Raw genomic sequence first — 22,210 nt, 5'->3', positions numbered from 1 at the left:
TTTATTCAGGCATTTCCGCCAGCTTCCGGGAATGTGCTTTGTCTTCCCTGAACATAGCAATACCATCCTTCAAAGTAAGATATGGATGACCTGCCCTGTGATTCATCCGGCTTATCCGCCACAAGATAAACCAGTGACGGACAATCTCCTTCCATGCAAAAAAAATACTGTGACGCGGATCATACATATGCGTCGGTTCTGACCCTGCTCCATTCACTTCAATAATGCTGAGCGCTTCTCCCTTTTTCAGTTCTTCCCAGCTATTGAATCTTATATCAAGTCGTCCATAATAGAAGTCTTTGACCTGCCGGCAAATGCGATCAATACTTTCAGTAAGTTCTTCATCCACCAGGTAGGATTCATCAAGGAACAATGATCCACGGGCATGATTACCGTAAGGCGAAACAACTTTTTCTTCACCCGGCGCAAGTATCTGCTCGAGAGCAGATCCATGCATTCTTTTCATGGCATCCACATACATGATTCCGCGCTTGTCGTTTGTCAGCAATTCGCGTATCGTATGTTCCCCATCACCCTTTACGGTGAGAAACTTTTTTCTTACTATGCCTGAAATTCTACCCTTCGCTTCTCCCGGGTACCGATAATAAAAAATGCCTACTTCATTTTTATATGCAACATATTCCTGGATATGAAAATTCATGATTGCACTTTTTACATATGCACGGACGTCGTCTTCATCCATCAGTCTCTTTACCCCCCTTCCCCGGCCACCACTATCTGGTTTGCCAATCAGCGGGAACCTCAGGTCGCCGTTTTTTAAGGCATTAAGTACATGTTCCGGCAAAACCGGCAATTTGAAAAATATGGTTTTGGGATGAAGGTAATCGGGCATGATCGCATAAATATCTTCTTTAGATTCATTCAGGAAGCCGCCATTCTGAATGGAAGGATTCGAAGCTGCAAAGAAGAAAAAAGATCTTGCCCTCAGGCACAGGTAAATCCAGATCGGGTAAATCAGCAGGTAAACGGTATTGAAGCTCCAGTACTCCCAATTAAACAGCCTGATAAAAAACGGACGATGAAAAAATCCTCTTCGGTTCGTCATTTCACACTCACAAGGTTTTTCTGAAGTGCAAATTCAGCATCAGTTCGTTGATTTTGTTTCAAATCAAGATAACTTACCCGGGCCTTGTATTTCTCAAGGCTGATTGAAGTGATGCTCACCGTAAAGGTTTCACCATCCCTGTTCATAAGCAGATCATTATTGGTATCCCCATCACCCGTGAATTGGTGGAAGTTCAAAATGTCATCCTGGGATGGAGCCTGATTTCTTCTGAGCCACTCTGCGAACCATTGCTCTCGTTTCATGATAACAGCAGGGGTATAAAGCGTAACTGATGACCAGATATGGGGTTGAGCAGCATCCGGTTGTTTTGTGAATTTCTGATTGCCATCCCAGCGACATTCATACAAAGAACGGTGTTCCCAGATAATCGCCGTAAATGGTTCTATGTTTTCCAGATCCAGCCCTTTAAAGGCCTGGAAAGGCTCGGAATGGTTAATAAGGTCAAGGACAATTAAGCCGCGGCTCTTTCGGTAAGGTGGCATGGATATATGCTTTACCACACCGCCATTCAGAAGTACGATGGCATTGCCATTTTCATGAGCAGCAATCCAGGTTCCCCCGGCATCAGCATCCTTTGGGAAGATGAGTTTACCAGTCGAAAATTCATAGGCTTCCGGATACAGCGCCGATGCCCGGACATTCTTTTCGTCCCGGTTAGAAGTGATATAAACGCCCTTTCTGGTAGGAAGAAATGTTACTGTGCACATTGGTTTCGGTGCTTTACTGTGGAAGAAGCTACCCCGAATTCCGCGGGTAAACTAATATCCGATACCTCGCTGATCCCCACTCGGATCAGCGCCATATGATGAATAGTATGCTCGAGATTGTACGCAATCTCACGATAAAAATTTGTCTGGATCCGTATGGGCTCATCCCCGAGGTCGTCATAAGTCGCCTCCAGTATCAGTTCTTTATCAGCTTTGTGAATGTTTTGAAACACTTCAGTCAATAAATTAGTCGCAAATTCCTTATCATTTTCTATTACGGTATCCCTTTTCCTCTTTTCGTAATTCACGGTTCCCCCATCATAACCGTTCTCCAGGCACTGGAAAAGTTCTATGATGTGGCGAACGTGTTGTCCAATAGTATTTTTAAATAATGTACTGCACGGTTGAACATACTCCTGTTGAGACAGGCGGTTCAAAGTCTCGGCCAGCTGTACAAACACATTATTTACAGCTTGTTGTAATTGCATTGAAAAATTTTGTTGTGCAAAATAATGTTATTTTCTAATTAACCGTCTACCCTTAACCGATTTGTTATAACTGTTTTTCAACATGTTAGACTTTCCTGGTGACTACTTCAAGGCATACCAGCAGATTATCCGATACAGTGCTGCCCCCGCCAACACCAAAATCGCGCCGGTTAATCCTGAACTCCCCTTTCAGCCGGTAACCGGCAGATAAGGTCTTTGCGGTAAAAGGGAACGAAATGTCTTTAGTGACTTTTTTGATGGTCAGTTTTCCGTTTATTACATATTCCCCGCTCTTTTTTCCGGGTATAATACCGGAAGAAACGAACCGAATGCGGGGGTAATTCGCGACATCAAAATAGTCATCTTTCCGGAGATGATTATCGCGTGTATTATTATCGGTGTCTATCGTATTTGCATCTACTGAAACATTCACTGAGGAATTTGCGGGGGATGCCGGATCAAAAAAAATCTTACCCTCAAGTCCACTGAACCTCCCGGTAACCGAAAAACCGAAGTTGCGGATCTTAAACTCAATTTTAGACTCTCCCGGGACTGGTATCTGCGCCTGTGGATAAACGTTAAGTAATGCAAATACCAGGGAAAAGCTCAGGAGCATACGAAGCATGGAATAATCATTTGGCTCGTAAGTTCCGCGATATCAATGAATATACAAAGTGATGACTTCTATCTTCACTCCATTTATATTAGATTTACAAAAAACAAGAGGATGCAGGTACCAGTAATGGCAGAATTATTTGCAGAAGGGAAATCGCCGGAAGTTCTTTTCTGGGTAGGATGTGCAGGCAGCTTTGATCAACGTGCACAAAAAATAACCCGTGCCTTTGTGACTATCCTTGAAAAAATCGGTGTCAGCTACGCGGTATTGGGCAAAGAGGAATTATGTACGGGCGACCCCGTACGCCGTGCAGGCAATGAGTTTATGTTCCAGATGATGGCATATCAGAACATCCAGGTACTTAATAACTACGGTATAAAGAAAATAGTGACGGCCTGCCCGCATTGTTTCAATATCATAAAAAATGAATACCCGGTCCTCGGTGGTTCTTATGATGTTATTCATCACACTACTTTTTTACAGGAATTGCTTGATGCGGGAAAGATCCGGATTAAAGAAGGTGGTGCTTTTAAGGGCCGGAAAATAACCTATCACGACAGCTGCTATCTTGGACGTGCCAATGATATTTATGAAGCCCCGCGAAAAGTGCTGGAAGCCCTGGACGGCGAGTTGGTGGAAATGAAAAGGTGCCGGAGCAAGGGCCTGTGTTGTGGCGCAGGTGGAGCCCAAATGTTTAAAGAAGAAGAAAAAGGCGACACGAGAGTAAATTTCGAAAGAACAAGGGAAGCCATCGATACCGGTGCCGCGGTCATAGCCGCCGCCTGCCCCTTTTGTAATACCATGCTTACTGACGGTGTAAAAAACAACGAAAAAGAAGAAAGTGTGCAGGTGCTGGATATTGCAGAGCTCATAGCTGCTTCGATGGTTTAATTTTTCGCAGTGAACTCATTTTATCTTACAGGTGTTTTTAGCGTTATAGACTTTCCCTGACAATACTTTCCGGCGAATGTTAACATTAAACCCGCTACAGAAACGCAGGAGATTGCTTAATTTTGCAGAATGATGAATCTTGAATACGTGCCGTTATTACCACCGGATTTTAGTCCTGATTCCCGGGTATGGATTTACCAAAGCAGCCGCCTTTTTTCTCTCGGTGAAGCATTGCAACTGGAAGAAATCCTTGAGGCATTCGCCAGTAACTGGAAATCACATGGTACACCAGTCAAAGGTTATGCAAACCTCTTTTTCGGACAGTTTATCATACTCATGGCTGACGAGTCTGCCACGGGGGTGAGTGGATGCAGCACCGACAGTTCTGTAAGACTGATGAAAGATATTGAACAGACTTTCAAGGTGTCATTATTCGACAGGCAATCCCTGGCTTTTATAGTAAAGGAATCTATACAGGTTCTTCCGATGTCGCAGTTGAATTATGCAGTGGAAAAATCGTTCATTACGGGAGATACCCTATACTTCAATAATCTTGTGCAGACGAAAGCGGAGCTGATCAACAACTGGATCATCCCCGTCCGATCAAGCTGGCTTGCGAAAAAACTCAAGCTGCCGGTAAGTGATCAGGGTTAGGTACAATGATTTTAAAATGATAGCATAAAGACCGTACCCTCTCCCTCCACAGACTGCACATTTATGTTCCCATGATGAAGCATCATGATCTGCTTGCACAAACTTAAGCCTATACCTGAACCCGTCTTTTTTGTACTGAAGAAGGGAATAAAGATCTTGTCCATTACTTCTTCACTCATTCCCAGCCCGTTGTCGGAAACTTTGATCACCGTTTTACGAGTGGAAGCAATATAACCTGATAATACGATCCGGCCGTTAGCCGTGTCCTTAACGGCTTCGATCGCATTCACAACCAGGTTGATTAACACCTGCTCCACAAGATTCGTATCCGCTTCGAGTACCAGGTCAGGATCTTTAAGAATGATTTCCATTTCAATATCCTTTTGTTCCAGCGTTGGCTCCATCAGGTGATGAAGGTTCTCGAAAAGATCGCGGACATATATCTTTTTGAGGTTGGGCTGCGTGATCTTATTAAGGTTGCGGTAAGTCTCGGCAAATTTCAGAAGACCCTCGCTTCTTCTCTGGATAGTTGTAATGCCCAATTCCAGGTCATCGAGTGCACCACTCTCATTATTCAGTGATTTTACAGATTGCTGTACCCGGCGTTTCAACGTTTCAGCAAGCGAAGATATCGGTGCAATTGAGTTCATGATCTCATGTGTCATTACACTGAGGAGCTTCTGCCAGGCTTTGGATTCTGTTTCATCGAGGGCCTCATTCACATTCTGGAAGGCAATCAGTTTAAAAATTCTCCCGTCGGTTTGAAAAGCAGTTCCCGATAAGAGAATTTTGAACGCAGCCCTGTCCAGGTGCGCAGTTCCAATCTTTGATTCACCCGGTTTAAGTGCAAGGATCTGTTTATATAGTTCTTCATCCCTTTTTGTTAAAGAATGAATTGTTTTGAGATAAGGAAGATGAATCATTTTTTTAAGTGACTCATTCATCCAGAGCACTTCCCCATTGTCTTCTGCGTACATCAGGATTCCTGTATCAATCAACTCCAGAATCTTTTGAAGATATTGATACTGCGTTTCTCGTTCCTTACTGATATCCTTAAACGTAGAATTGATCTCATTAAAACCCTGGCGCAATGGCTGCAGGTCAACCGGTGCATGTTTAACGTCAAAATACCTTGAGAAATCACGATAGTGAACCGATTCAACGAACTGATCAAGTTCTGTATGTGCCTTGCGCTGAAACCGGTAAAATTCCACCACCTGGTATGCGATTATGGGCAATAAAATAGTGAGATAAATAAACCAACCCTTACCCATCATCCCTTTTACAAGAATATAAGAAGCAATAGTAAGTGTGAAAAGTAAAAGGAGCACCCTGACGAGAATGCGCCACTCGAAATTCTTTAAAGCCATGTAAAAAATTGAGTTACGACGTAAAATCAAATATCATATTTACTCAACCGCCGATATAAGGCAGTTCTTGTCAACCCCAGTTCCTTCGCGGCTTTGCTGATGTTTCCATTGTGTTTTTCGATCACCTTCATGATAGTGTTTTTCTCAATTGAACTCAATTTGAATTCAGTGGGTTCTGACTCAACAACGCGTGGTGATTCGATCGGTGAAAAAATAAGATCCTTTGACTGCAACACGTCGCCGTCTGACATGATAACAGCGCGTTCGATCGTATACTGCAGCTCCCTGATATTTCCCGGATAATGATAATGCATCAATTTATCCAGTGCCCTTTCATCAAACTGCAAACCGGGTTTAAGGTATTTGTTAGAATACAGTTTGCTGAAATGTTTCGCGAGCAGGATGATATCATCTCCCCTCTTATGTAAGGGCGGTAACATGATCTCAACTGTATTGATACGGTAGATCAGGTCTTTCCGGAACCTGTTTTCATTCGCCAGCTCACTCAGGGGCACATTGGTGGCACAGATCAGCCTGATGTCAATGGGGATGGAATCGTTCGTTCCGAGCCTGGTCACCTGGCGGTTCTGGAGCACACTCAACAATTTCGCCTGTTGATGGAGGGAGATGTTCCCGATTTCATCCAGGAACAGTGTTCCACCGGCAGCCGCCTCAAAACGGCCCATACGATCCTCACGGGCATCAGTAAACGCACCCTTTTTGTGTCCAAATAGTTCGGACTCAAAAAGTGATTCTGTTAGCGCGCCGACATCGACTTTTACAAATGGTTTTGCCGCCCGCAATGACTGCTGATGTATCGCTTTTGCGATCATGTCCTTACCCGTGCCGTTTTCGCCAAGGATGAGTATGTTCGCATCCGTGGGAGCGATCTTCTCTATTTTATAGAAAATCTCAGCCATAACCTCGGATTCTCCCATCAGCTCCTTACCAATAATGGAGTCGGCACTAAAAGATGGTTGCGAGCTGAGTTTTCCGCCCTTACGTTTCAGCGCATCTTTTATGATGCCGATCAGTTTTTCGTTATGCCACGGCTTTACCACAAAATCCGCGGCGCCTTCTTTCAGGCATCTTACTGCCAGGTCAATATCCCCGTATGCAGTAATCATAATTACTGCAGCTTCCGACCGGTACTCACCATGGATTTTTTTGAGCCAGAAAAGACCTTCGTTGCCTGTGTTTATTGAACTGTTGAAATTCATGTCCAGCAGGATGAGGTCAAATTTCTGTTTTGATAACAGCCATCTCAGGTTTTCCGGGTTCTTTTCTGTGACAACTTCCTTTACTTCCGTTTTCAAAAGCAGCCGGACAGCCGTAAGAACATCTGGATCGTCATCGATCACCAGGACGCTTGAATTTTTTAGTGACATAGTCTTGAAAAATATTTATTGCAATGGATGCAACATTCAGATCTACAATTATACCATAAATACAACGCCATGGCAATTAATTTTTTATGCAATCATTGTGTCCCAAAGCTACTGTATCAAAACCGAACACCGGATGTACCGCTAACGAACAGATTCGTAGGGATATGCACTCTAAGCCCTTGTGTTTCAATCGGGTCTGTTTCTGGCATATTGTTTCTTATGATAGTACTGGTGATTTAATCTTATGTGATTGTTTTGGTGGCCGGCCTCTATCGGAAAGCCGGTCACTTTTTAAAAAAGTTAATCTAAAGTTTTACAAAGTGGATAGAGTAATTGCAAAAAAGACCTGGACTACAAAACGTATATTAACGATAGGCGGGATCGTGGCCCTGGTTGCGCTTATTGCATCGAGTGTATATTTCACTTCCGGAAAAAGCCGCCTGAATGTTGACACTGAGAGGATAACCATCAGTGAAGTAAAAAAAGGTCCTTTCCAGGTTACGATACCGGTGAATGGTATCGTGCTCCCTATAACAACGATCTATCTTGATGCAATTGAAGGTGGACGTGTGGAAGAAAGATATGTAGACGACGGAGCTTTGATGAAGAAAGGCGAACCGATCATGAAGCTGTCCAACACTGATCTTGAGCTTACTTTGTCAAACCAGGAAACCAGTGTTTTCAACGTACTCACCCAGATGCAGATCCAAAAAAATGCCGCTGAGCAAAACACCATCACCAAACTGAACCAGATGGCTGATGTGGATAACGCATTGAAGGAAGCAGAACGGGTATATAAACTGAATAAGACGCTTTATGAGCAGAAAGCGATCGGCTCACAGGAATATAATTCTTCCAAGAATCTGTATGAATACCAGGTCCTGAGAAAAGATCTGACCGTTCAGATTCTGAATAAAGATTCGGTTTCCAACAGGCAGCAACTCAATCAGACAGCCCAGTCTTATGACCGTATGAAAAACGCCCTCGCCCTGATGCAGCAGAAAGTTGGTGACCTGGTGGTTCGTGCACCTGTAGATGGTCAGCTTACTTCACTGGACGCTGAAATCGGTCAGTCAAAAAATAAAGGAGAGCGACTGGGACAGATTGACGTTCTGAGTGGTTTCAAAGTGCGTGCAGATATCGATGAACACTATCTCTCAAATATCGTGACCGGGCTACGCGGCAAGTTCACGTTCGCCGGCAAAAATTATGAACTGGAGATCAAAAAAGTGTATACCCAGGTGACCAACGGGCGGTTCCAGGTTGATATGGAATTCCTTGGTGAGATTCCCAAGGGTGTAAGACGGGGACAGACCTTACAGATCCTGCTTGCTTTGAGTGATGAAACAGAGGCAATCATGTTACCAAAAGGCGGCTTCTACCAGCAAACCGGTGGTAACTGGATATATAAAGTGAGCGAGGATGGCAAATCAGCTTATCGGGTTGACATACAGCTGAACCGCCAGAGTACAGAATATTATGAAGTAATGGAAGGATTGAAACCAGGGGACAAAGTAGTGACTTCCAGTTACGAAAACTATGGAACGATGCAGGAATTAATTCTTAAAAAAGAATAATATAGCCACTGCCGACGGTTTTTTAAACCAATAACTACCGCCGGCCGGGTTGAAAATATCAGATCAACCTTATTCACCTTATAATATTTGTTTTATGCTTAAAAAATTCTTTTTCACCCTCACCCTGGTAACCTGTATCAGCGTGTTGCCATCTTACACCAATACCTGTGCTAAGGCGGATGCTGCTTTCCTAAAAACGGAGTTGTCAAAATCATGCGATCCTGAAACGGCGGTAAGATCAGCCAGGAAGGCGGGGCATGGATTGGAAGTGTTTCCTCTTGAACTCATAAGCATCCAGCTTTAATTTCAGATAGCGTAACACCAACAAGCGTTAAAACGTATAACATTTTATTCACCGAAAGTAAATCACCTAAATCAAGTAAAATGATCAAAATCACAGAACTAGAAAAATACTACCGTACCGAGGAAGTAGAAACGGTTGCCCTTAACAAACTCACATTCGAGGTGAAAGAAGGCGAATTCGTAGCAGTTATGGGACCTTCAGGTTGCGGTAAGTCAACCCTTCTCAATATCGTAGGATTACTTGATGATCCGGATGGTGGTAGCTTTCTGTTCAACGGCATTGAAGTTGCGAAATTCAACGAAAGAAAAAGAGCCGACCTCCGCAAAAGGAATATCGGTTTTGTATTCCAGAGCTTCAATTTGATTGATGAGCTGACCGTGTATGAAAATGTTGAACTTCCGCTGATCTATCTTGGGGTGAAAGGTGCGGAACGTAAACAACGCGTAGAAGAGGTGCTGGATAAAATGCAGATCATGCATCGTAGAAATCACTATCCTCAGCAGTTATCTGGTGGTCAGCAACAGCGTGTGGCCGTTGCCCGGGCGGTTGTAAACAAACCCAAACTGATTCTTGCCGATGAGCCTACAGGTAACCTCGATTCTTCAAATGGTAATGAAGTGATGACCCTGCTTACAGATCTGAATGAACAGGGTACAACTATTATCATGGTTACACACAGCGAACATGACTCCCGTTACAGCCACCGTATCATCCGGATGTTGGATGGCCAGGCAGTAACTGAGAATATTATGGTCTGATCCGAAGTTTTTCTTTTTTCACCGGGCCGCTAAGTAAAGGACTTCCACAAGGTTTGCCCTAATATCACTCCCATGCTTTATAATTATCTGAAGATCGCGTACCGAAGCTTGCTAAAGTACAAATTCATTTCATTTATAAATGTGTCGGGACTGGCAATAGGATTTACGTGTTGTTTGCTGATTGTGGGATATATCCTCAACGAGATAAGTTATGACCGGTCAAATCCGAGAGCAAAGGATATCTACCGTGTTTCCCGGAAGTTTCATTCTGATAAAGGAGTAATATCGCTCCAGCTTGCAAGTGTCGCTCCTCCTTTTGGTCCCTTACTGGTAAATGAATACCCGGACATTCAAAAAATGACCCGGGTGCTCAACATTGGAAGCCCTGCCATGAAGTATGGGGACAAAAATTTCAATGAAACCCAGGTTTATGCAGCGGACGAGAACTTCTTTGACTTTTTCAACGTAAAAGTTGTGAAAGGTGATTCAAAGACGGCTCTGAATGAACCGGGCACATTTATGTTATCTGAAGAAATTGCTGAAAAATATTTCGGAAAACAGGATCCCGTCAACCAGGTGATCAGGTTGTACAATCAATTCAATCTGAAGGTCACCGGGGTTTATAAGGAACTCCCGTTAAACAGTCATTTTCACCCGCGGGTCCTTGTTTCATTCAATACCTTGAAGAGCCCTGATATTTATGGAGAGGAACGGTTAAGAACAAACTGGGGGAATAATGCTTTCATGACTTATATTATGCTGCCGGAAAAGTATCCGGCAAAAAGTCTGGAAAAAAAGTTCCCTGCTTTTCTTGACAAACATATGGCCGGCCACTATGGTGGTGGCAAACCGTCGTTATATACAACGATCAATCTTCAAAAGCTGACAGACATCCACCTTTTTTCGCATATGGATGATGAAGCTGAACCAAATGGCGACATAAAAAGGGTCTATATCTTCTCTGCCATTGCCTTATTTATCCTGTTGATAGCCTGTATCAATTACATGAACCTCGCCACTGCGAGGTCGGTATTGCGGGCCAGGGAAATAGGAATACGTAAAGTCAGCGGAGCAACAAAAACTGAACTGGTAACACAGTTTCTTACAGAATCAGTGCTGATTACATTGATTGCTTTGGTCATTTCTTTCGTATTAACGGCGATCTGTTTTCCGCTGATGAACAAATTATCAGGTCTGGAATTAAGTTTCAACTCCCTGTTGCAATGGAACATTCTGATACCGATCTTAATTATCCCGGTATTGGTTGGATTGTTGTCCGGATTATATCCAGCTTTTTTTATGTCGTCATTCCAGCCTGTCAAAACGCTGAAAGGTTTCCTGAAAGTCGGCTCGGGCAACGTCTCCTTCCGGCAGGTGCTGGTCGTATTACAATTTGCGATTTCGATTATCCTCATCATAAGTACCGCAATCGTATTCCAGCAATTGCATTATATGCAGCAAACGAACCTGGGGTACGACAGGCAACATATTGTTACGATCGATCATAATACCGCGATCACACCAAATTATGAAAGCTTCCGGCAGGAGTTATTACAGTATCCCGGAATTGCGGCTGCCGGCCGCTCCTCGCGTGTCCCTACCGGCCGCTTACTGGATTCACAGGGTGCGGGGATGATAAAGGGAGACTCAATTACTCCCTCGAATACCGATCTCAAATATGTTATGGCCGATGATCAGTTCATCCCGACATACAAAATAAAAATGATCGCGGGCAGAAATTTTTCAAAAGACTTCGGCACCGATACCAGCGCCTATATCCTGAACGAAACAGCTGCAAGAAACCTGGGCTACCAGCAACCTGCCGACCTGGTTGGCAAAACGATGAGTTATGGCGGAGATGCCGGCCCGGTGATCGGCATCATGGGTGATTTTCATTTCGAATCCATGCATCAGAAAATCGTTCCCCTGGTATTGTTTACTGACCGGTCCACCGGTAATGCTTATGGCGATATCTCGATCCGCATCACTGGAAAAAATATTCCTGCAGCGATCAGTCATCTCGAAAAGACCCATAAAAAATTCCTTCCCGAGGTACCGTTTCAATACAGCTTCCTGGACGAAAGATTTCAGCGTTTGTATGACTCAGAATTAAAACAGGGATCCATATTCGCTGTGTTTTCGGGAATTGCAATCTTCATTGCCTGCCTGGGTTTGTTTGGTCTGTCAGCTTTCGCTATTACCCAACGCATGAAAGAAATCGGTGTGCGCAAAGTGCTTGGCGCGAGTGTCAACAGTATAGTCCAGTTGTTGTCTAAAGATTTCCTGAAACTTGTTGGTGTTGCTGCCTTGATAGCATTCCCAATTGCCTGGTTTGCGATGTATTCCTGGTTGCAGGATTTTGCTTACCGTGTTCAGATCGCATGGTGGATATTCTTGCTGGCTGGTATTATTGCGGCGTTGATTGCAATCCTTACTATTTCCATGCAAGCGATAAAGGCAGCACTTTCCAACCCGGTGAAAAGCCTCAGGAGCGAGTAGTAAACATCATATCAAAAATCATGATCAGAAATTATCTGAAAGTCGCCGTCCGGAATATCATAAGATATAAAGGCTATTCGGCTATTAATATCGCTGGTTTATCGATAGGAATCGCTGCCAGTTTATTATTGTTCCTGGTCATCAGGTATGAATACAGCTATGATACATTTCAAAAGGAATATAATAACATTTACCGCGTAGTTACCGTTGACAAACCTAAAGGTGGTGAATTGCAATATACAATAGGTAACCCCTATCCAAACCTCGACGCACTGAGGGCAAGTTTTCCCACTATCAAATTCGGAGCCTTGTATTCAAGCTTTGGTAGCCAGGTCACTGTTCTGAAAGACAAATCTCCGGCAGCGGTTGCCAATCCTAAATACATCGAAGAAAATGGCCTGATTTATACTGATGCCCGTTTTTTTGAGATCTTCAGTTATAAGTGGCTTGAAGGTCAGCCGCAGATTCTCAATGAACCGAATGTAGCCGTGCTCACAAAGGCCAAAGCTGAAAAATATTTTGGCAACTGGAAAGAAGCCCTGGGCAAATCATTATTGATTGATAATGCAACGCCTGTAACTGTAGCTGGTATCATTGAGACGCCTCCGGTTAATTCAGATTTTCCTTTGCAACTGATTGGTTCGTTTGAGACCTATAAAAACATCAAAGGTCCCAATGGCTATTCAGATCAATGGGGGCATATCACCAGCAACTTCCAGATCTATACACTTCTGCCGGCCGGGGTAACTGAATCATCATTCAACAAACAACTCGAAACATATAGCAAATCGCATTACCCTGTATCATCACGGCGGGAGGTAAGGAAGAACATGGTTCAGCCACTGCGGGAAATTCATTTTGATACCAGGTTTGAAAACCTCGGCGATCACGTCATTTCAAGATCCACTTTAAATATCTTATCTTTTATTGGTGTCCTTATCATCATAATGGCTTCCATCAATTTTGTGAATCTTTCCACCGCGCAGGCTGTTGGACGGTCACGGGAGGTGGGGGTAAGAAAGGTTTTGGGAAGCAGCCGCGGCCAGCTTTTCAGGCAGATGATGGGAGAAACCGGTCTGATCGTTTGTATATCCATCACTATCTCTCTGGCTCTTGCATACATTGTTTTACCCTATGTGAAAAACTTTGTTTCTATTAATGAACCATTGAGTCTATTTGATAGATCTTCAGCCCTATTTCTTTTGGTAGTACTTATCGCTGTTACATTTTTATCAGGAGTTTATCCTTCGCTGATCCTTTCAGGGTTCAGTCCCGCACAGGTCCTGAAAAACAAAATGACTTCATCGATGGCGGGGGGCATATCCCTCAGAAGAGCGTTGGTTGTGTTGCAGTTTGGTATCTCCCAGGTATTGACCATCGGCACGATCATAGCCGTCAGCCAGATGAACTTCGTCAAGAATGCGGATATTGGGTTTAATAAGGATGCGGTACTTGTCATTAACAGCAATGCCGACAGTGCATTGCTTGCACGCCAGTCCGCATTTAAATCTGCAGTGCTCCAGGTTCCCGGTGTAAAGGCGGTTTCCTTTACCAGCGACGTACCCTCGTCTGACAATAACTCCTCTACCAATTTCGCTTTTGATATGAAGCCTGACGAGGACTTTAACCTGTACCTTAAATTTGCCGATGAGGATTATTTCAAAACCTTCGGTCTCCAGCTTGTTGCCGGCCGCGGCTTCGCAAGGAGTGATACCATGCACGAGGCAGTGGTCAATGAAACACTCCTGACACAATTAGGGCTAAAATCTCCCAATGAAGCTATTGGAAAAAATATCCGGATCGGCCGCAATGCATGGTTGCCGGTAGTCGGAGTCGTCAAAGACTTTAAAACAAATTCTCTCCGTGAGACTGTAAAACCGCTAATGATCAGCAGCCTCAGTAATTTCTATACGGTTACTGCCATTAAATTACACTCGGCCGATATGTTGAAAGCAAAAACTGCAGTACTTGGAAAATGGGATGAATTTTTTCCTGAATACGCAAACACCAATCTCTTCATGGACGAAAGCATCGATAATTTCTACCAACAGGAAAATCAACTGAGCGGCCTGTATAAGATTTTTGCGGGGCTTGCTATATTCATTTCCTGCCTCGGGTTATATGGGCTTGTTTCTTTTCTTGCAGTTCAGAAAACCAAGGAGGTTGGTATTCGAAAAGTATTGGGCGCATCGGTGGGCAACATTGTGTACCTGTTCTCCCGGGAGTTTACGATCCTGATCACGATCGCGTTCGCCATTGCTGCACCCATTGCCTGGTATGTGATGAGTGACTGGCTCAACAACTTCGAGTTCAAAATACCAATCGGTGCAGGTGTGTTTATCCTTGCAATAATCATATCCTTAATTATCGCATGGATAACGGTTGGTTACAAAGCTATACGGGCGGCTCTTGCCAATCCTGTCAAAAGCATCAGATCCGAATAAAAAGCACTTAATACTCTTTTTATGATAAAAAGTTATCTTAAGACTGCATGGAGAAACATTCTCAAGCACAAAGGCTTTTCTTTCATAAATGTGTTTGGTTTATCACTCGGCATCGCTGCGTGTTTGTTGATACTTCACTATGTGCGGTTTGAACGAAGTTTCGACAACTTCCATTCAAAAGGCGAGCGCATTTTCCGCCTGCAGCAAGACAGGTTCAATGAAGGTAAGTTGTCGACACAATGGGCAGCCGGTGCAGCCGGGGCAGGTAAAACTTTCAGGCAGGCCTTACCTGAGATAGAATCATACGCCTGGTTCAGGTCAGCCGGTACGGCAGTGATGTCTTACAACAATGTAGAGTTCCGTCAAACCCGCGCCTATTATGCCAATGAGGATTTCCTTAATATTTTTTCATATCCTATTGTCAGCGGGAAGATAAAAGGTGCACTTACAGAACCGAATACTGCGGTGATTACCGTTTCCTGCGCCAGGAAATATTTTGGTAACGAAGATCCGATGGGAAAAGTTCTTTCCCGGAATAAACAGGAGAACTACAAGATCACCGGTGTCATGGCAGATATGCCGGAGAATACGCACCTGAAATTTGAGCTCTTGCTGTCAATGCCAACTTTTGTGAAGTTGGTTCGGGCGAACAATAATAATGGTAATAATGACGTAGAAACCACCTTTGACTGGGATGGCTGGTATACTTATATCCTTTTAAAACGGGGGGCCGATGCCGCGAAGGTTGAATCAAAAATCAATTCGCTTGTTCAGCAACGTTTCGGCGCGGAAATGAAGGCTGGTAATACCGGGCTTGAGTATAATCTTCAACCATTAAAAGACATCCATCTGACCAGTCATTATATGATGGAAGCTGAGCCGAATGGCAATGCTAAATCCGTGAGTTTCCTGCTTATCATTTCGCTGTTTATCATTGTTATTGCCTGGATCAATTATATAAACCTTTCGACCGCCAGGGCTGTTGAGCGTGCCCGGGAAGTTGGAGTAAGAAAGGTGATGGGTTCTTATAGAAGTCAGCTGATTGGCCAGTTCCTGATGGAATCACTGCTGGTAAATCTTTTTGCCGTTTTCCTGGCTATGCTTATTGTTTTCGCAACCTTACCGCTTTTTAATAATCTTACCGGCAGAGATTTCAGCTTCAATGATTTCCTGGACCGGAATTTCTGGTTTGCCTTAGCCGGCCTATTCCTGATCGGAACCTTTTTGTCGGGCCTCTACCCTGCTTTTGTACTATCTTCTTTCAAACCTATTGCAGTGTTGAAAGGCCGTCTCATGAAAAGTAAACATGGCGCGATTCTCCGGCACAGCCTTGTGGTACTCCAGTTTGCCGCTTCAGTGGCACTGGTAGTGGGGACGTTCAGTGTATATAGCCAGTTGAAATTTATGCAGCAGCAGGAACTCGGTGTGAATATCAATCAGACATTGGTTTTGCGCGGCCCCAATGTGACTGATTCGCTCTACTCTGAAAAGATCAATGCCTTCAAAAATGAGATGCTCCGTATTCCGGGGGTCACTAAGGTAACCGCCTCTACCGAAGTGCCCGGTAATAAGGTCGGGTGGAACGCTGGCGGAATAGGACTCGTGGGCGGTGATGGATCAAAGACAAATCAGTATCGCGTAATTGGAATAGACTATGATTTCCTTGACGCTTATGGGTTGAAAATTCTGAAAGGCCGGAACTTCTCGATGCAATATAAAACTGATCCTAACGCTGTTTTGTTTAATGAGTCGGCGATTAAGCTGCTCGGCTTCAATAAGCCGGAAGAGGCCATCAACAAAAGGATTGATTTCTGGGGTGATCAGTACACTATAATCGGAGTCGTTTCAAATCATCACCAGGAGTCACTCCGCGAAGCATACGATGCTCATATATTCCGCTTGATACCGGATGCAAGGAATTACTATTCTGTGCAGATCGATCCGGGTAATAAGCAGTGGAACAGTATAGTGGACAATTCAAAACAAAAGTGGGCAAATTTTTTTCCCGGGAATCCGTTTGAATATTTTTTCCTGAACGATCATTATGCAGCTCAATACAAGGATGACAACCGTTTCGGACAAACATTCGGACTTTTTGCAGTCCTTGCCATCATAGTGTCATGTATGGGGCTATTTGGTCTTGCATCATTCATCACCACCCAGAGAACAAAGGAGGTTGGTATCAGGAAAGTGTCAGGAGCCAATCGCTTCAACATCCTTTTGTTGTTAACAAAAGACTTTGTAAAACCGATACTTATTGCCCTAATGATCGCAATCCCTGTCACCTATTACCTGCTTGGTCAATGGTTGCAGGACTATGCTTTTAAAATGCCCGTCAGTGCCTGGCTGTTCATAGTTCCGGCATTGCTGATTATACTGATAGCCCTGATCACCATCACTGTGCAGACGATTAAAGTGGCAGCAGCCAACCCGGTAAATAGTTTACGTACCGAGTAAGGTGAGGTACCTGGCTTGTGGATTCTGTAACATTTAAATGCTTTGTAATGCTCAAAAGTTATTTTACCATCGCATGGAGAAACATTCGCAAGCAGCCAGTGTTTTCGATCATAAATATTGCCGGGCTTTCTATCGGATTGACAGCTTTCTGGCTGATCGCTTTGTATATAGGCGATGAGCTGAGTTTTGACCGGTATCACAAAAAGGGGGATCGTATCTACCGTGTTGTACATCACGCCAGCTGGAAGGAAAGTGGTTTCCACCTCGCTCCCACCTCGGCACCTTTTGCCCCGACACTGAAAGCGGAATATCCTGAGGTGGAAGAAGCAGTGCGAATTAACGCTGAAGGGGGCGGTATCATTACTGTTGGTGATAAGTCTATACAGGCACATGATATAATGTTCACTGACAACAGCATATTCTCGGTGTTCACTTATCAGTTTATTGCAGGCAGTCCAACAAATGCTCTTTCAGCACCGCAAACAATTGTTATAACCCGCTCACTTGCTGAAACCCTGTTTGGCGATGCGGGCACTGCGTTGGGAAAAACGATATACTTCGAAAACAAGTTCCCGAATACGGTCAGTGCAGTAATAGAAGATCTGCCTGCCAATTCACATTTCAGGTTCCGGGGCTTAAGATCACTGCCCGCGGGATATACGGCAGACTGGCAGGCATTTGAACTCTATACCTACATCCTGCTTAAAAAAGGCGCCGAGGTAAAGAATCTCGAATCAAAATTACCTGCCTTCTTCAGTAAACACCTGGAACCTTCGATGGGTAAGGGTATAGATTACCGGATGGAACTTCAACCCTTGTCATCAATTCATCTTCATTCTAACCTTGAATACGAACTGGCAACCAATGGCAACATGCAGTATGTTTATGTCTTCTCGATCATTGGACTGCTGGTACTTGTGATTGCATCCATTAACTACATGAATCTTTCAACAGCAAGGGCCTCCTATCGTGTTAAGGAAATCGGTGTCAGGAAAGTAATAGGATCTGGTAAAAGGCAGCTTGTTATTATGTTCCTGGCAGAGTCTGTCCTCATTTGTCTTTTTGCGGGTACCCTGGCAGTATTGATTGCGCAACTGGTTATGCCATTATTCAATCAATTGTCCGGAAAAGAACTTTCAATCTGGCGGTTTGGCATGGCGGTTACACTGCTGACTTTGTTTTCCTTCACAGTTGCAGCCGGATTGATAAGCGGCATTTACCCGGCATTTTTTATGTCTGGCTTCATGATGATCCCCTCTCTGAAAGGTCAGATAGGTTCTAGAACGGGCACCACCTTATTCCGCAAAGCACTGGTTACTTTCCAATTCGTTATCACCATCATGATGATTGCTGGATCATATATTGTTTACCAGCAGCTTAATTATATTCAAAATAAAAACCTTGGTTTAAACAAGGACCAGGTATTGACATTCCATATAGACAATGATGAACTGAGAGAAAAAACAGCTTCATTGAAAGAAGCGTTTTTACGAAGCCCGCTGGTTGAATCAGTTTCGGCAGCAAGCAACCCGATCGGAAATAATAATATAGGGTCAAATGGAATATATTTCGAGGAAGAATCTAAGACGCCTGGTGAAGCAGGAAGTTTTTCCAGCTCAACACGGAAGACACAAAACTTCATGGTTGACGGCGATTATCTTAAGACACTTGAAATAGAATTGGTTGCCGGGAGAAACTACTCTGAACAAAGGAAGGGAGACCAGGCTTCAAGCATACTTGTGAATGAAACGCTGGTTAAAGAACTGGGTTGGAAACAACCTATCGGCAAAAGAGTGAGGTATCCGGTGAATAATGAGGGTAAGCTGGGGGAATCAATTGTTGTTGGCGTTGTAAAGGATTTTCATATTTATTCCCTTCAGCACAAGCTGGAACCACTGATATTACAAATGCCCCAGGCAGAAGTGATGAAGGACAATCTTTATGTAAGAGTGAGCGCTAAAAATATTCCTGCTGCCCTTGCCTTTCTTAAGAAAACGTATCAACAATTCGATCCTTCAGCCAATCCCGAATTCCGGTTTCTTAGCGAAAACTTCAATGCGCAGTATAAGAGTGAGCAAAAGCAAGGCACATTATTACTTATTCTGACTGTACTCGCAATCTCTATTGCCTGCCTGGGTTTGTTTGGACTGGTTACTTTCACCGCCATCCAGAAATCTAAAGAAATCGGTATCCGGAAAGTATTGGGCGCAAGTGTAGCGGGCATCGTTAAACTTCTGTCTGTTGACCTGTTGAAGCTCGTAGCCATCGCATTCGTTATAGCGACTCCCATTGCCTGGGTGGCCATGAGATACTGGTTACAGGATTTCGCGTACCAGGTAAAGATTAACTGGACAGTATTTTTAATTGCAGGTGGAACTGCGCTTTTAATTGCACTGATAACTCTTAGTATACAAGCCATCCGCTCTGCACTCGCAAACCCGGTTAAAAGCCTGAAGGCTGAATAAGCCGGTGAATTTGGCAAGTGTTATTGATTTAACTAACTGGCACCTGGCATTACAACATGGCCGACATAAAATTGCGTCGTTTAAAAATAGTAGAATATGATCAGGAATTATATTAAAACCGCATGGCGGAACCTTTGGAAAAATTCCTTTTTTTCTTCTCTTAATATACTCGGACTGGCGACAGGAATGGCGGCCTGCATCGTCATCATGCTTTTTGTGCACTATGAGACAAGCTTTGACAGGTTCCACACAAAAAATATATACCGCCTGGATGAGGTTCAGAAGTTTCCCGGTATGGTAGCACCCCAGAAAGTTGCGTTATCCATGTATCCGATGGCGCCGGTAATGAAAAAGGAATATCCTGAGATATTGGATTTTACCAGGTTAAATGCCAGGAACAATATGGATCTGACCTTTGAAGATAAAAAGATCATCTTTCCAAAAATTCTGTGCGCAGACTCGAACTTCCTCCAGATGTTCGATTTCAAATTGCTGTTAGGCAACCGCAGGTCGGTGCTGGAAAAACCGAACAGCATTGTGTTAACCGAAACTTCTGCTGCACGTTTGTTCGGGAATACTGATCCCATAGGGAAAACAGTCACACGGTTCGATGGTGATACCATTATATTCAAGGTTACCGGTATACTCGAGGATATTCCGAAACCATCGCATCTGCAATTCGATGGAGTGTTTTCGTTCAGCACTGTTGCGAGGCCCGAGCTCATGACCAACTGGGGCGGTAACTGGCTCATCACCTATTTTGAGCTTGCCCCGAACACGAATATCAGTAATCTTGAAAAGAAGTTCCCTGCAATACTAAAAAAATACATGAATGAAGAGAGCCGGAATTTTTATGAACTGTTTTTACAACCATTAAAGGACATTCATGCAAACTCTGTCGATATCACCCATGACTACCATAACTTCCAAAAATTTGATAAACGTTATACCAGGATATTTTCTGTGATCGCCATAATAGTCCTGCTTATTGCCTGTATAAATTTCATGAATCTTGCAACGGCTAAATCGGCAAACAGGGCAAGGGAGGTTGGAGTCAGAAAATCAATAGGTGCGCTCAGAATACAGCTTGGCTTTCAGTTTATCAGCGAATCCGTATTGATCTGCATCTTTTCCCTGCTGCTTGCCATCCTGATGGTGGTCCTCGCTTTACCTTACGTAAGAAATTTAAGTGAGAGGCAACTGGAGTTTCCGTTGTTCACTGATCCATCCCTTTTCGGAATACTTTTCGGAGGGACGATATTGACAGGCGTAATAGCTGGTCTTTATCCCTCTCTTTATCTTTCATCTTTCCAACCTGCCCGTGTACTAAAGGGATCAATTGTATCCGGGAAATCAAAAAGTTTTTTTCGTAATGCGCTTGTTGTTACACAATTTACCGGTTCGGTGTTTCTAATCATTGCAACCAGTTTTGCGGTGAAACAACTTCGGTTTATGCAGGATAAAGATCCCGGATTCAACCGTGAACACGTTATGCTTCTTCAACTAAATAATAAAACCTTTCCAAAATACAATACGATCAAAGAGTCTTTGCTGGGATCAACAGCAGTCGTTGCTGTTTCAGCATCGCAACAGAGACTCGGCAATAACCTCCATCAAACGGGCGTGGTATATCATGGCCCCAATGGTGCCAAAGAGCTGGCCGTATCACAGAATGTTGTCGACCCTGATTTCCTCACCCTCTATAAAATTGAATTGATCGCCGGCCGCAATTTCTCCAGGGATTATCAGACGGACAATGCGAAGGCCTATATCATCAACGAGAACCTGGCGAGGGAACTATTGCGGGATGATAAGAATGGAAAACTTGAGTCGCTCATTGGTAAAAGATTTGGCTTTGGAGGAATGGATTCAACCGGCTCCATCATCGGGATAACAAAGAATTTCAATTTTAATTCCCTGCATCATAAGGTTGAAACGCTTTGCCTGCTTACCCAGAAAGACTGGGGTTATTCTGAAATGTCGGTTCGACTGAAAGGAACGGATACAAAGGCAGCGATAGAGCAGGTAAAAGCAATCTGGAAACAAGTTGTACCTGACTATCCTATCGATTATAAATTCCTCGATGAACATTTTAATGAATTATATAAATCCGACAAGCAGGTAAGTGAAGTTGTGGGAATCCTTGCCGGGCTTGCAATACTTATCAGCTGCCTTGGTTTATTTGGTCTCGCCTCTTTTTCAGCAGAGAAAAGGATAAAGGAAATCGGCATACGGAAAGTGCTTGGGGCTTCTGTTCAGAGTATGGTCAGCCTGCTTTCAGTTGACTTCGTAAAGCTGGTTGTACTTGCAAATATTATTGCATGGCCATTAGCCTGGTTTGCCTTGACCAGGTGGCTGGAGGGATTTGCTTTCCGTATTGAAATCAACTGGTTCATCTTTGCCCTTGCCGGAGTTGCATCTCTTGTCATTGCGTTGCTGACGGTGTCTTTCCAGGCAATCAAGGCAGCGTGGACAAACCCGGTAAAAAGTCTTAAAGCTGAATAA

Annotated in this window: 16 protein-coding genes; 10 read left to right on the top strand and 6 right to left on the bottom strand. The window is 43.8% G+C overall.

Annotated elements, in window-relative coordinates; all coding sequences use genetic code 11:
- Position 1 precedes the first annotated feature (1 nt).
- The 4 genes from ACX0G7_RS00885 to ACX0G7_RS00870 form a co-directional block, all read right to left on the bottom strand.
- Positions 2–1,066: an ATP-grasp domain-containing protein gene (locus tag ACX0G7_RS00885; RefSeq protein WP_458921513.1), complete on the bottom strand. Its 1,065-nt coding sequence runs from the start codon at positions 1,064–1,066 to the stop codon at positions 2–4.
- Positions 1,063–1,794 carry an NRDE family protein gene (locus ACX0G7_RS00880; RefSeq protein WP_458921512.1) on the bottom strand — a complete coding sequence of 244 codons (732 nt, stop codon included), beginning with the start codon at positions 1,792–1,794 and terminating at the stop codon, positions 1,063–1,065. The genes ACX0G7_RS00885 and ACX0G7_RS00880 overlap by 4 nt, the downstream gene beginning before the upstream one ends.
- Entirely contained in the window at positions 1,782–2,282 is a 501-nt protein-coding gene (locus ACX0G7_RS00875) for a hypothetical protein (RefSeq protein WP_458921511.1), read from the bottom strand. The genes ACX0G7_RS00880 and ACX0G7_RS00875 overlap by 13 nt, the downstream gene beginning before the upstream one ends.
- 85 nt (positions 2,283–2,367) lie before the next feature.
- The gene (locus ACX0G7_RS00870) at positions 2,368–2,907 is read right to left on the bottom strand and encodes a YceI family protein (protein WP_458921510.1); all 540 of its coding nucleotides are present in this window, start codon (positions 2,905–2,907) and stop codon (positions 2,368–2,370) included.
- A gap of 102 nt (positions 2,908–3,009) precedes the next feature.
- On the opposite strand from ACX0G7_RS00870, the gene ACX0G7_RS00865 reads away from it, so the two are divergent.
- Together ACX0G7_RS00865 and ACX0G7_RS00860 are read left to right on the top strand one after the other, a co-directional pair.
- Complete coding sequence (locus tag ACX0G7_RS00865) at positions 3,010–3,789, top strand: (Fe-S)-binding protein (protein WP_458921509.1); 780 nt, start codon at positions 3,010–3,012, stop codon at positions 3,787–3,789.
- Between the two features lie 129 nt (positions 3,790–3,918).
- Complete coding sequence (locus ACX0G7_RS00860; RefSeq protein ID WP_458921508.1) at positions 3,919–4,443, top strand: hypothetical protein; 525 nt, start codon at positions 3,919–3,921, stop codon at positions 4,441–4,443.
- An 11-nt stretch (positions 4,444–4,454) separates the two neighbouring features.
- On the opposite strand, the gene ACX0G7_RS00855 is transcribed toward ACX0G7_RS00860, so the two are convergent.
- Together ACX0G7_RS00855 and ACX0G7_RS00850 are read right to left on the bottom strand one after the other, a co-directional pair.
- The gene (locus tag ACX0G7_RS00855; protein ID WP_458921507.1) at positions 4,455–5,813 is read right to left on the bottom strand and encodes a sensor histidine kinase; all 1,359 of its coding nucleotides are present in this window, start codon (positions 5,811–5,813) and stop codon (positions 4,455–4,457) included.
- A gap of 26 nt (positions 5,814–5,839) precedes the next feature.
- The gene (locus ACX0G7_RS00850) at positions 5,840–7,201 is read right to left on the bottom strand and encodes a sigma-54-dependent transcriptional regulator (protein ID WP_458921506.1); all 1,362 of its coding nucleotides are present in this window, start codon (positions 7,199–7,201) and stop codon (positions 5,840–5,842) included.
- Between the two features lie 320 nt (positions 7,202–7,521).
- Between ACX0G7_RS00850 and ACX0G7_RS00845 the strand changes: the two genes are divergently transcribed.
- From ACX0G7_RS00845 to ACX0G7_RS00810, 8 genes are all read left to right on the top strand, one after another.
- Positions 7,522–8,778 (top strand): efflux RND transporter periplasmic adaptor subunit, encoded by a 1,257-nt coding sequence (locus tag ACX0G7_RS00845; RefSeq protein ID WP_458921505.1) that lies wholly within the window; start codon positions 7,522–7,524, stop codon positions 8,776–8,778.
- 94 nt (positions 8,779–8,872) lie between these two features.
- Positions 8,873–9,082 carry a hypothetical protein gene (locus ACX0G7_RS00840; RefSeq protein ID WP_458921504.1) on the top strand — a complete coding sequence of 70 codons (210 nt, stop codon included), beginning with the start codon at positions 8,873–8,875 and terminating at the stop codon, positions 9,080–9,082.
- Between the two features lie 80 nt (positions 9,083–9,162).
- Positions 9,163–9,840 carry an ABC transporter ATP-binding protein gene (locus ACX0G7_RS00835; RefSeq protein WP_458921503.1) on the top strand — a complete coding sequence of 226 codons (678 nt, stop codon included), beginning with the start codon at positions 9,163–9,165 and terminating at the stop codon, positions 9,838–9,840.
- 72 nt (positions 9,841–9,912) lie between these two features.
- Positions 9,913–12,339, top strand: a complete 2,427-nt coding sequence (locus ACX0G7_RS00830) for an ABC transporter permease (protein WP_458921502.1) — start codon at positions 9,913–9,915, stop codon at positions 12,337–12,339.
- Between the two features lie 20 nt (positions 12,340–12,359).
- Positions 12,360–14,783, top strand: coding sequence for an ABC transporter permease (locus ACX0G7_RS00825; RefSeq protein ID WP_458921501.1), 2,424 nt, complete (start codon positions 12,360–12,362; stop codon positions 14,781–14,783).
- Between the two features lie 21 nt (positions 14,784–14,804).
- Entirely contained in the window at positions 14,805–17,240 is a 2,436-nt protein-coding gene (locus tag ACX0G7_RS00820; protein WP_458921500.1) for an ABC transporter permease, read from the top strand.
- Between the two features lie 47 nt (positions 17,241–17,287).
- The gene (locus tag ACX0G7_RS00815) at positions 17,288–19,705 is read left to right on the top strand and encodes an ABC transporter permease (protein WP_458921499.1); all 2,418 of its coding nucleotides are present in this window, start codon (positions 17,288–17,290) and stop codon (positions 19,703–19,705) included.
- 96 nt (positions 19,706–19,801) lie between these two features.
- A complete protein-coding gene (locus ACX0G7_RS00810) occupies positions 19,802–22,210 on the top strand; it encodes an ABC transporter permease (protein WP_458921498.1) in 2,409 nt (802 codons plus the stop codon).

Source organism: Flavitalea antarctica (genome assembly GCF_054461535.1).
This window is presented reverse-complemented; position numbering and strand designations above follow the sequence as displayed.

Excerpts from the sequence above, each read along its gene's own strand:
- ACX0G7_RS00885 (WP_458921513.1), bottom strand. The coding sequence starts at position 1,066 with ATGACGAACCGAAGAGGATTTTTTCATCGTCCGTTTTTTATCAGGCTG.
- ACX0G7_RS00880 (WP_458921512.1), bottom strand. The coding sequence starts at position 1,794 with ATGTGCACAGTAACATTTCTTCCTACCAGAAAGGGCGTTTATATCACT.
- ACX0G7_RS00875 (WP_458921511.1), bottom strand. The coding sequence starts at position 2,282 with ATGCAATTACAACAAGCTGTAAATAATGTGTTTGTACAGCTGGCCGAG.
- ACX0G7_RS00870 (WP_458921510.1), bottom strand. The coding sequence starts at position 2,907 with ATGCTTCGTATGCTCCTGAGCTTTTCCCTGGTATTTGCATTACTTAAC.
- ACX0G7_RS00865 (WP_458921509.1), top strand. The coding sequence starts at position 3,010 with ATGCAGGTACCAGTAATGGCAGAATTATTTGCAGAAGGGAAATCGCCG.
- ACX0G7_RS00860 (WP_458921508.1), top strand. The coding sequence starts at position 3,919 with ATGATGAATCTTGAATACGTGCCGTTATTACCACCGGATTTTAGTCCT.
- ACX0G7_RS00855 (WP_458921507.1), bottom strand. The coding sequence starts at position 5,813 with ATGGCTTTAAAGAATTTCGAGTGGCGCATTCTCGTCAGGGTGCTCCTT.
- ACX0G7_RS00850 (WP_458921506.1), bottom strand. The coding sequence starts at position 7,201 with ATGTCACTAAAAAATTCAAGCGTCCTGGTGATCGATGACGATCCAGAT.
- ACX0G7_RS00840 (WP_458921504.1), top strand. The coding sequence starts at position 8,873 with ATGCTTAAAAAATTCTTTTTCACCCTCACCCTGGTAACCTGTATCAGC.
- ACX0G7_RS00835 (WP_458921503.1), top strand. The coding sequence starts at position 9,163 with ATGATCAAAATCACAGAACTAGAAAAATACTACCGTACCGAGGAAGTA.
- ACX0G7_RS00830 (WP_458921502.1), top strand. The coding sequence starts at position 9,913 with ATGCTTTATAATTATCTGAAGATCGCGTACCGAAGCTTGCTAAAGTAC.
- ACX0G7_RS00825 (WP_458921501.1), top strand. The coding sequence starts at position 12,360 with ATGATCAGAAATTATCTGAAAGTCGCCGTCCGGAATATCATAAGATAT.
- ACX0G7_RS00820 (WP_458921500.1), top strand. The coding sequence starts at position 14,805 with ATGATAAAAAGTTATCTTAAGACTGCATGGAGAAACATTCTCAAGCAC.
- ACX0G7_RS00815 (WP_458921499.1), top strand. The coding sequence starts at position 17,288 with ATGCTCAAAAGTTATTTTACCATCGCATGGAGAAACATTCGCAAGCAG.
- ACX0G7_RS00810 (WP_458921498.1), top strand. The coding sequence starts at position 19,802 with ATGATCAGGAATTATATTAAAACCGCATGGCGGAACCTTTGGAAAAAT.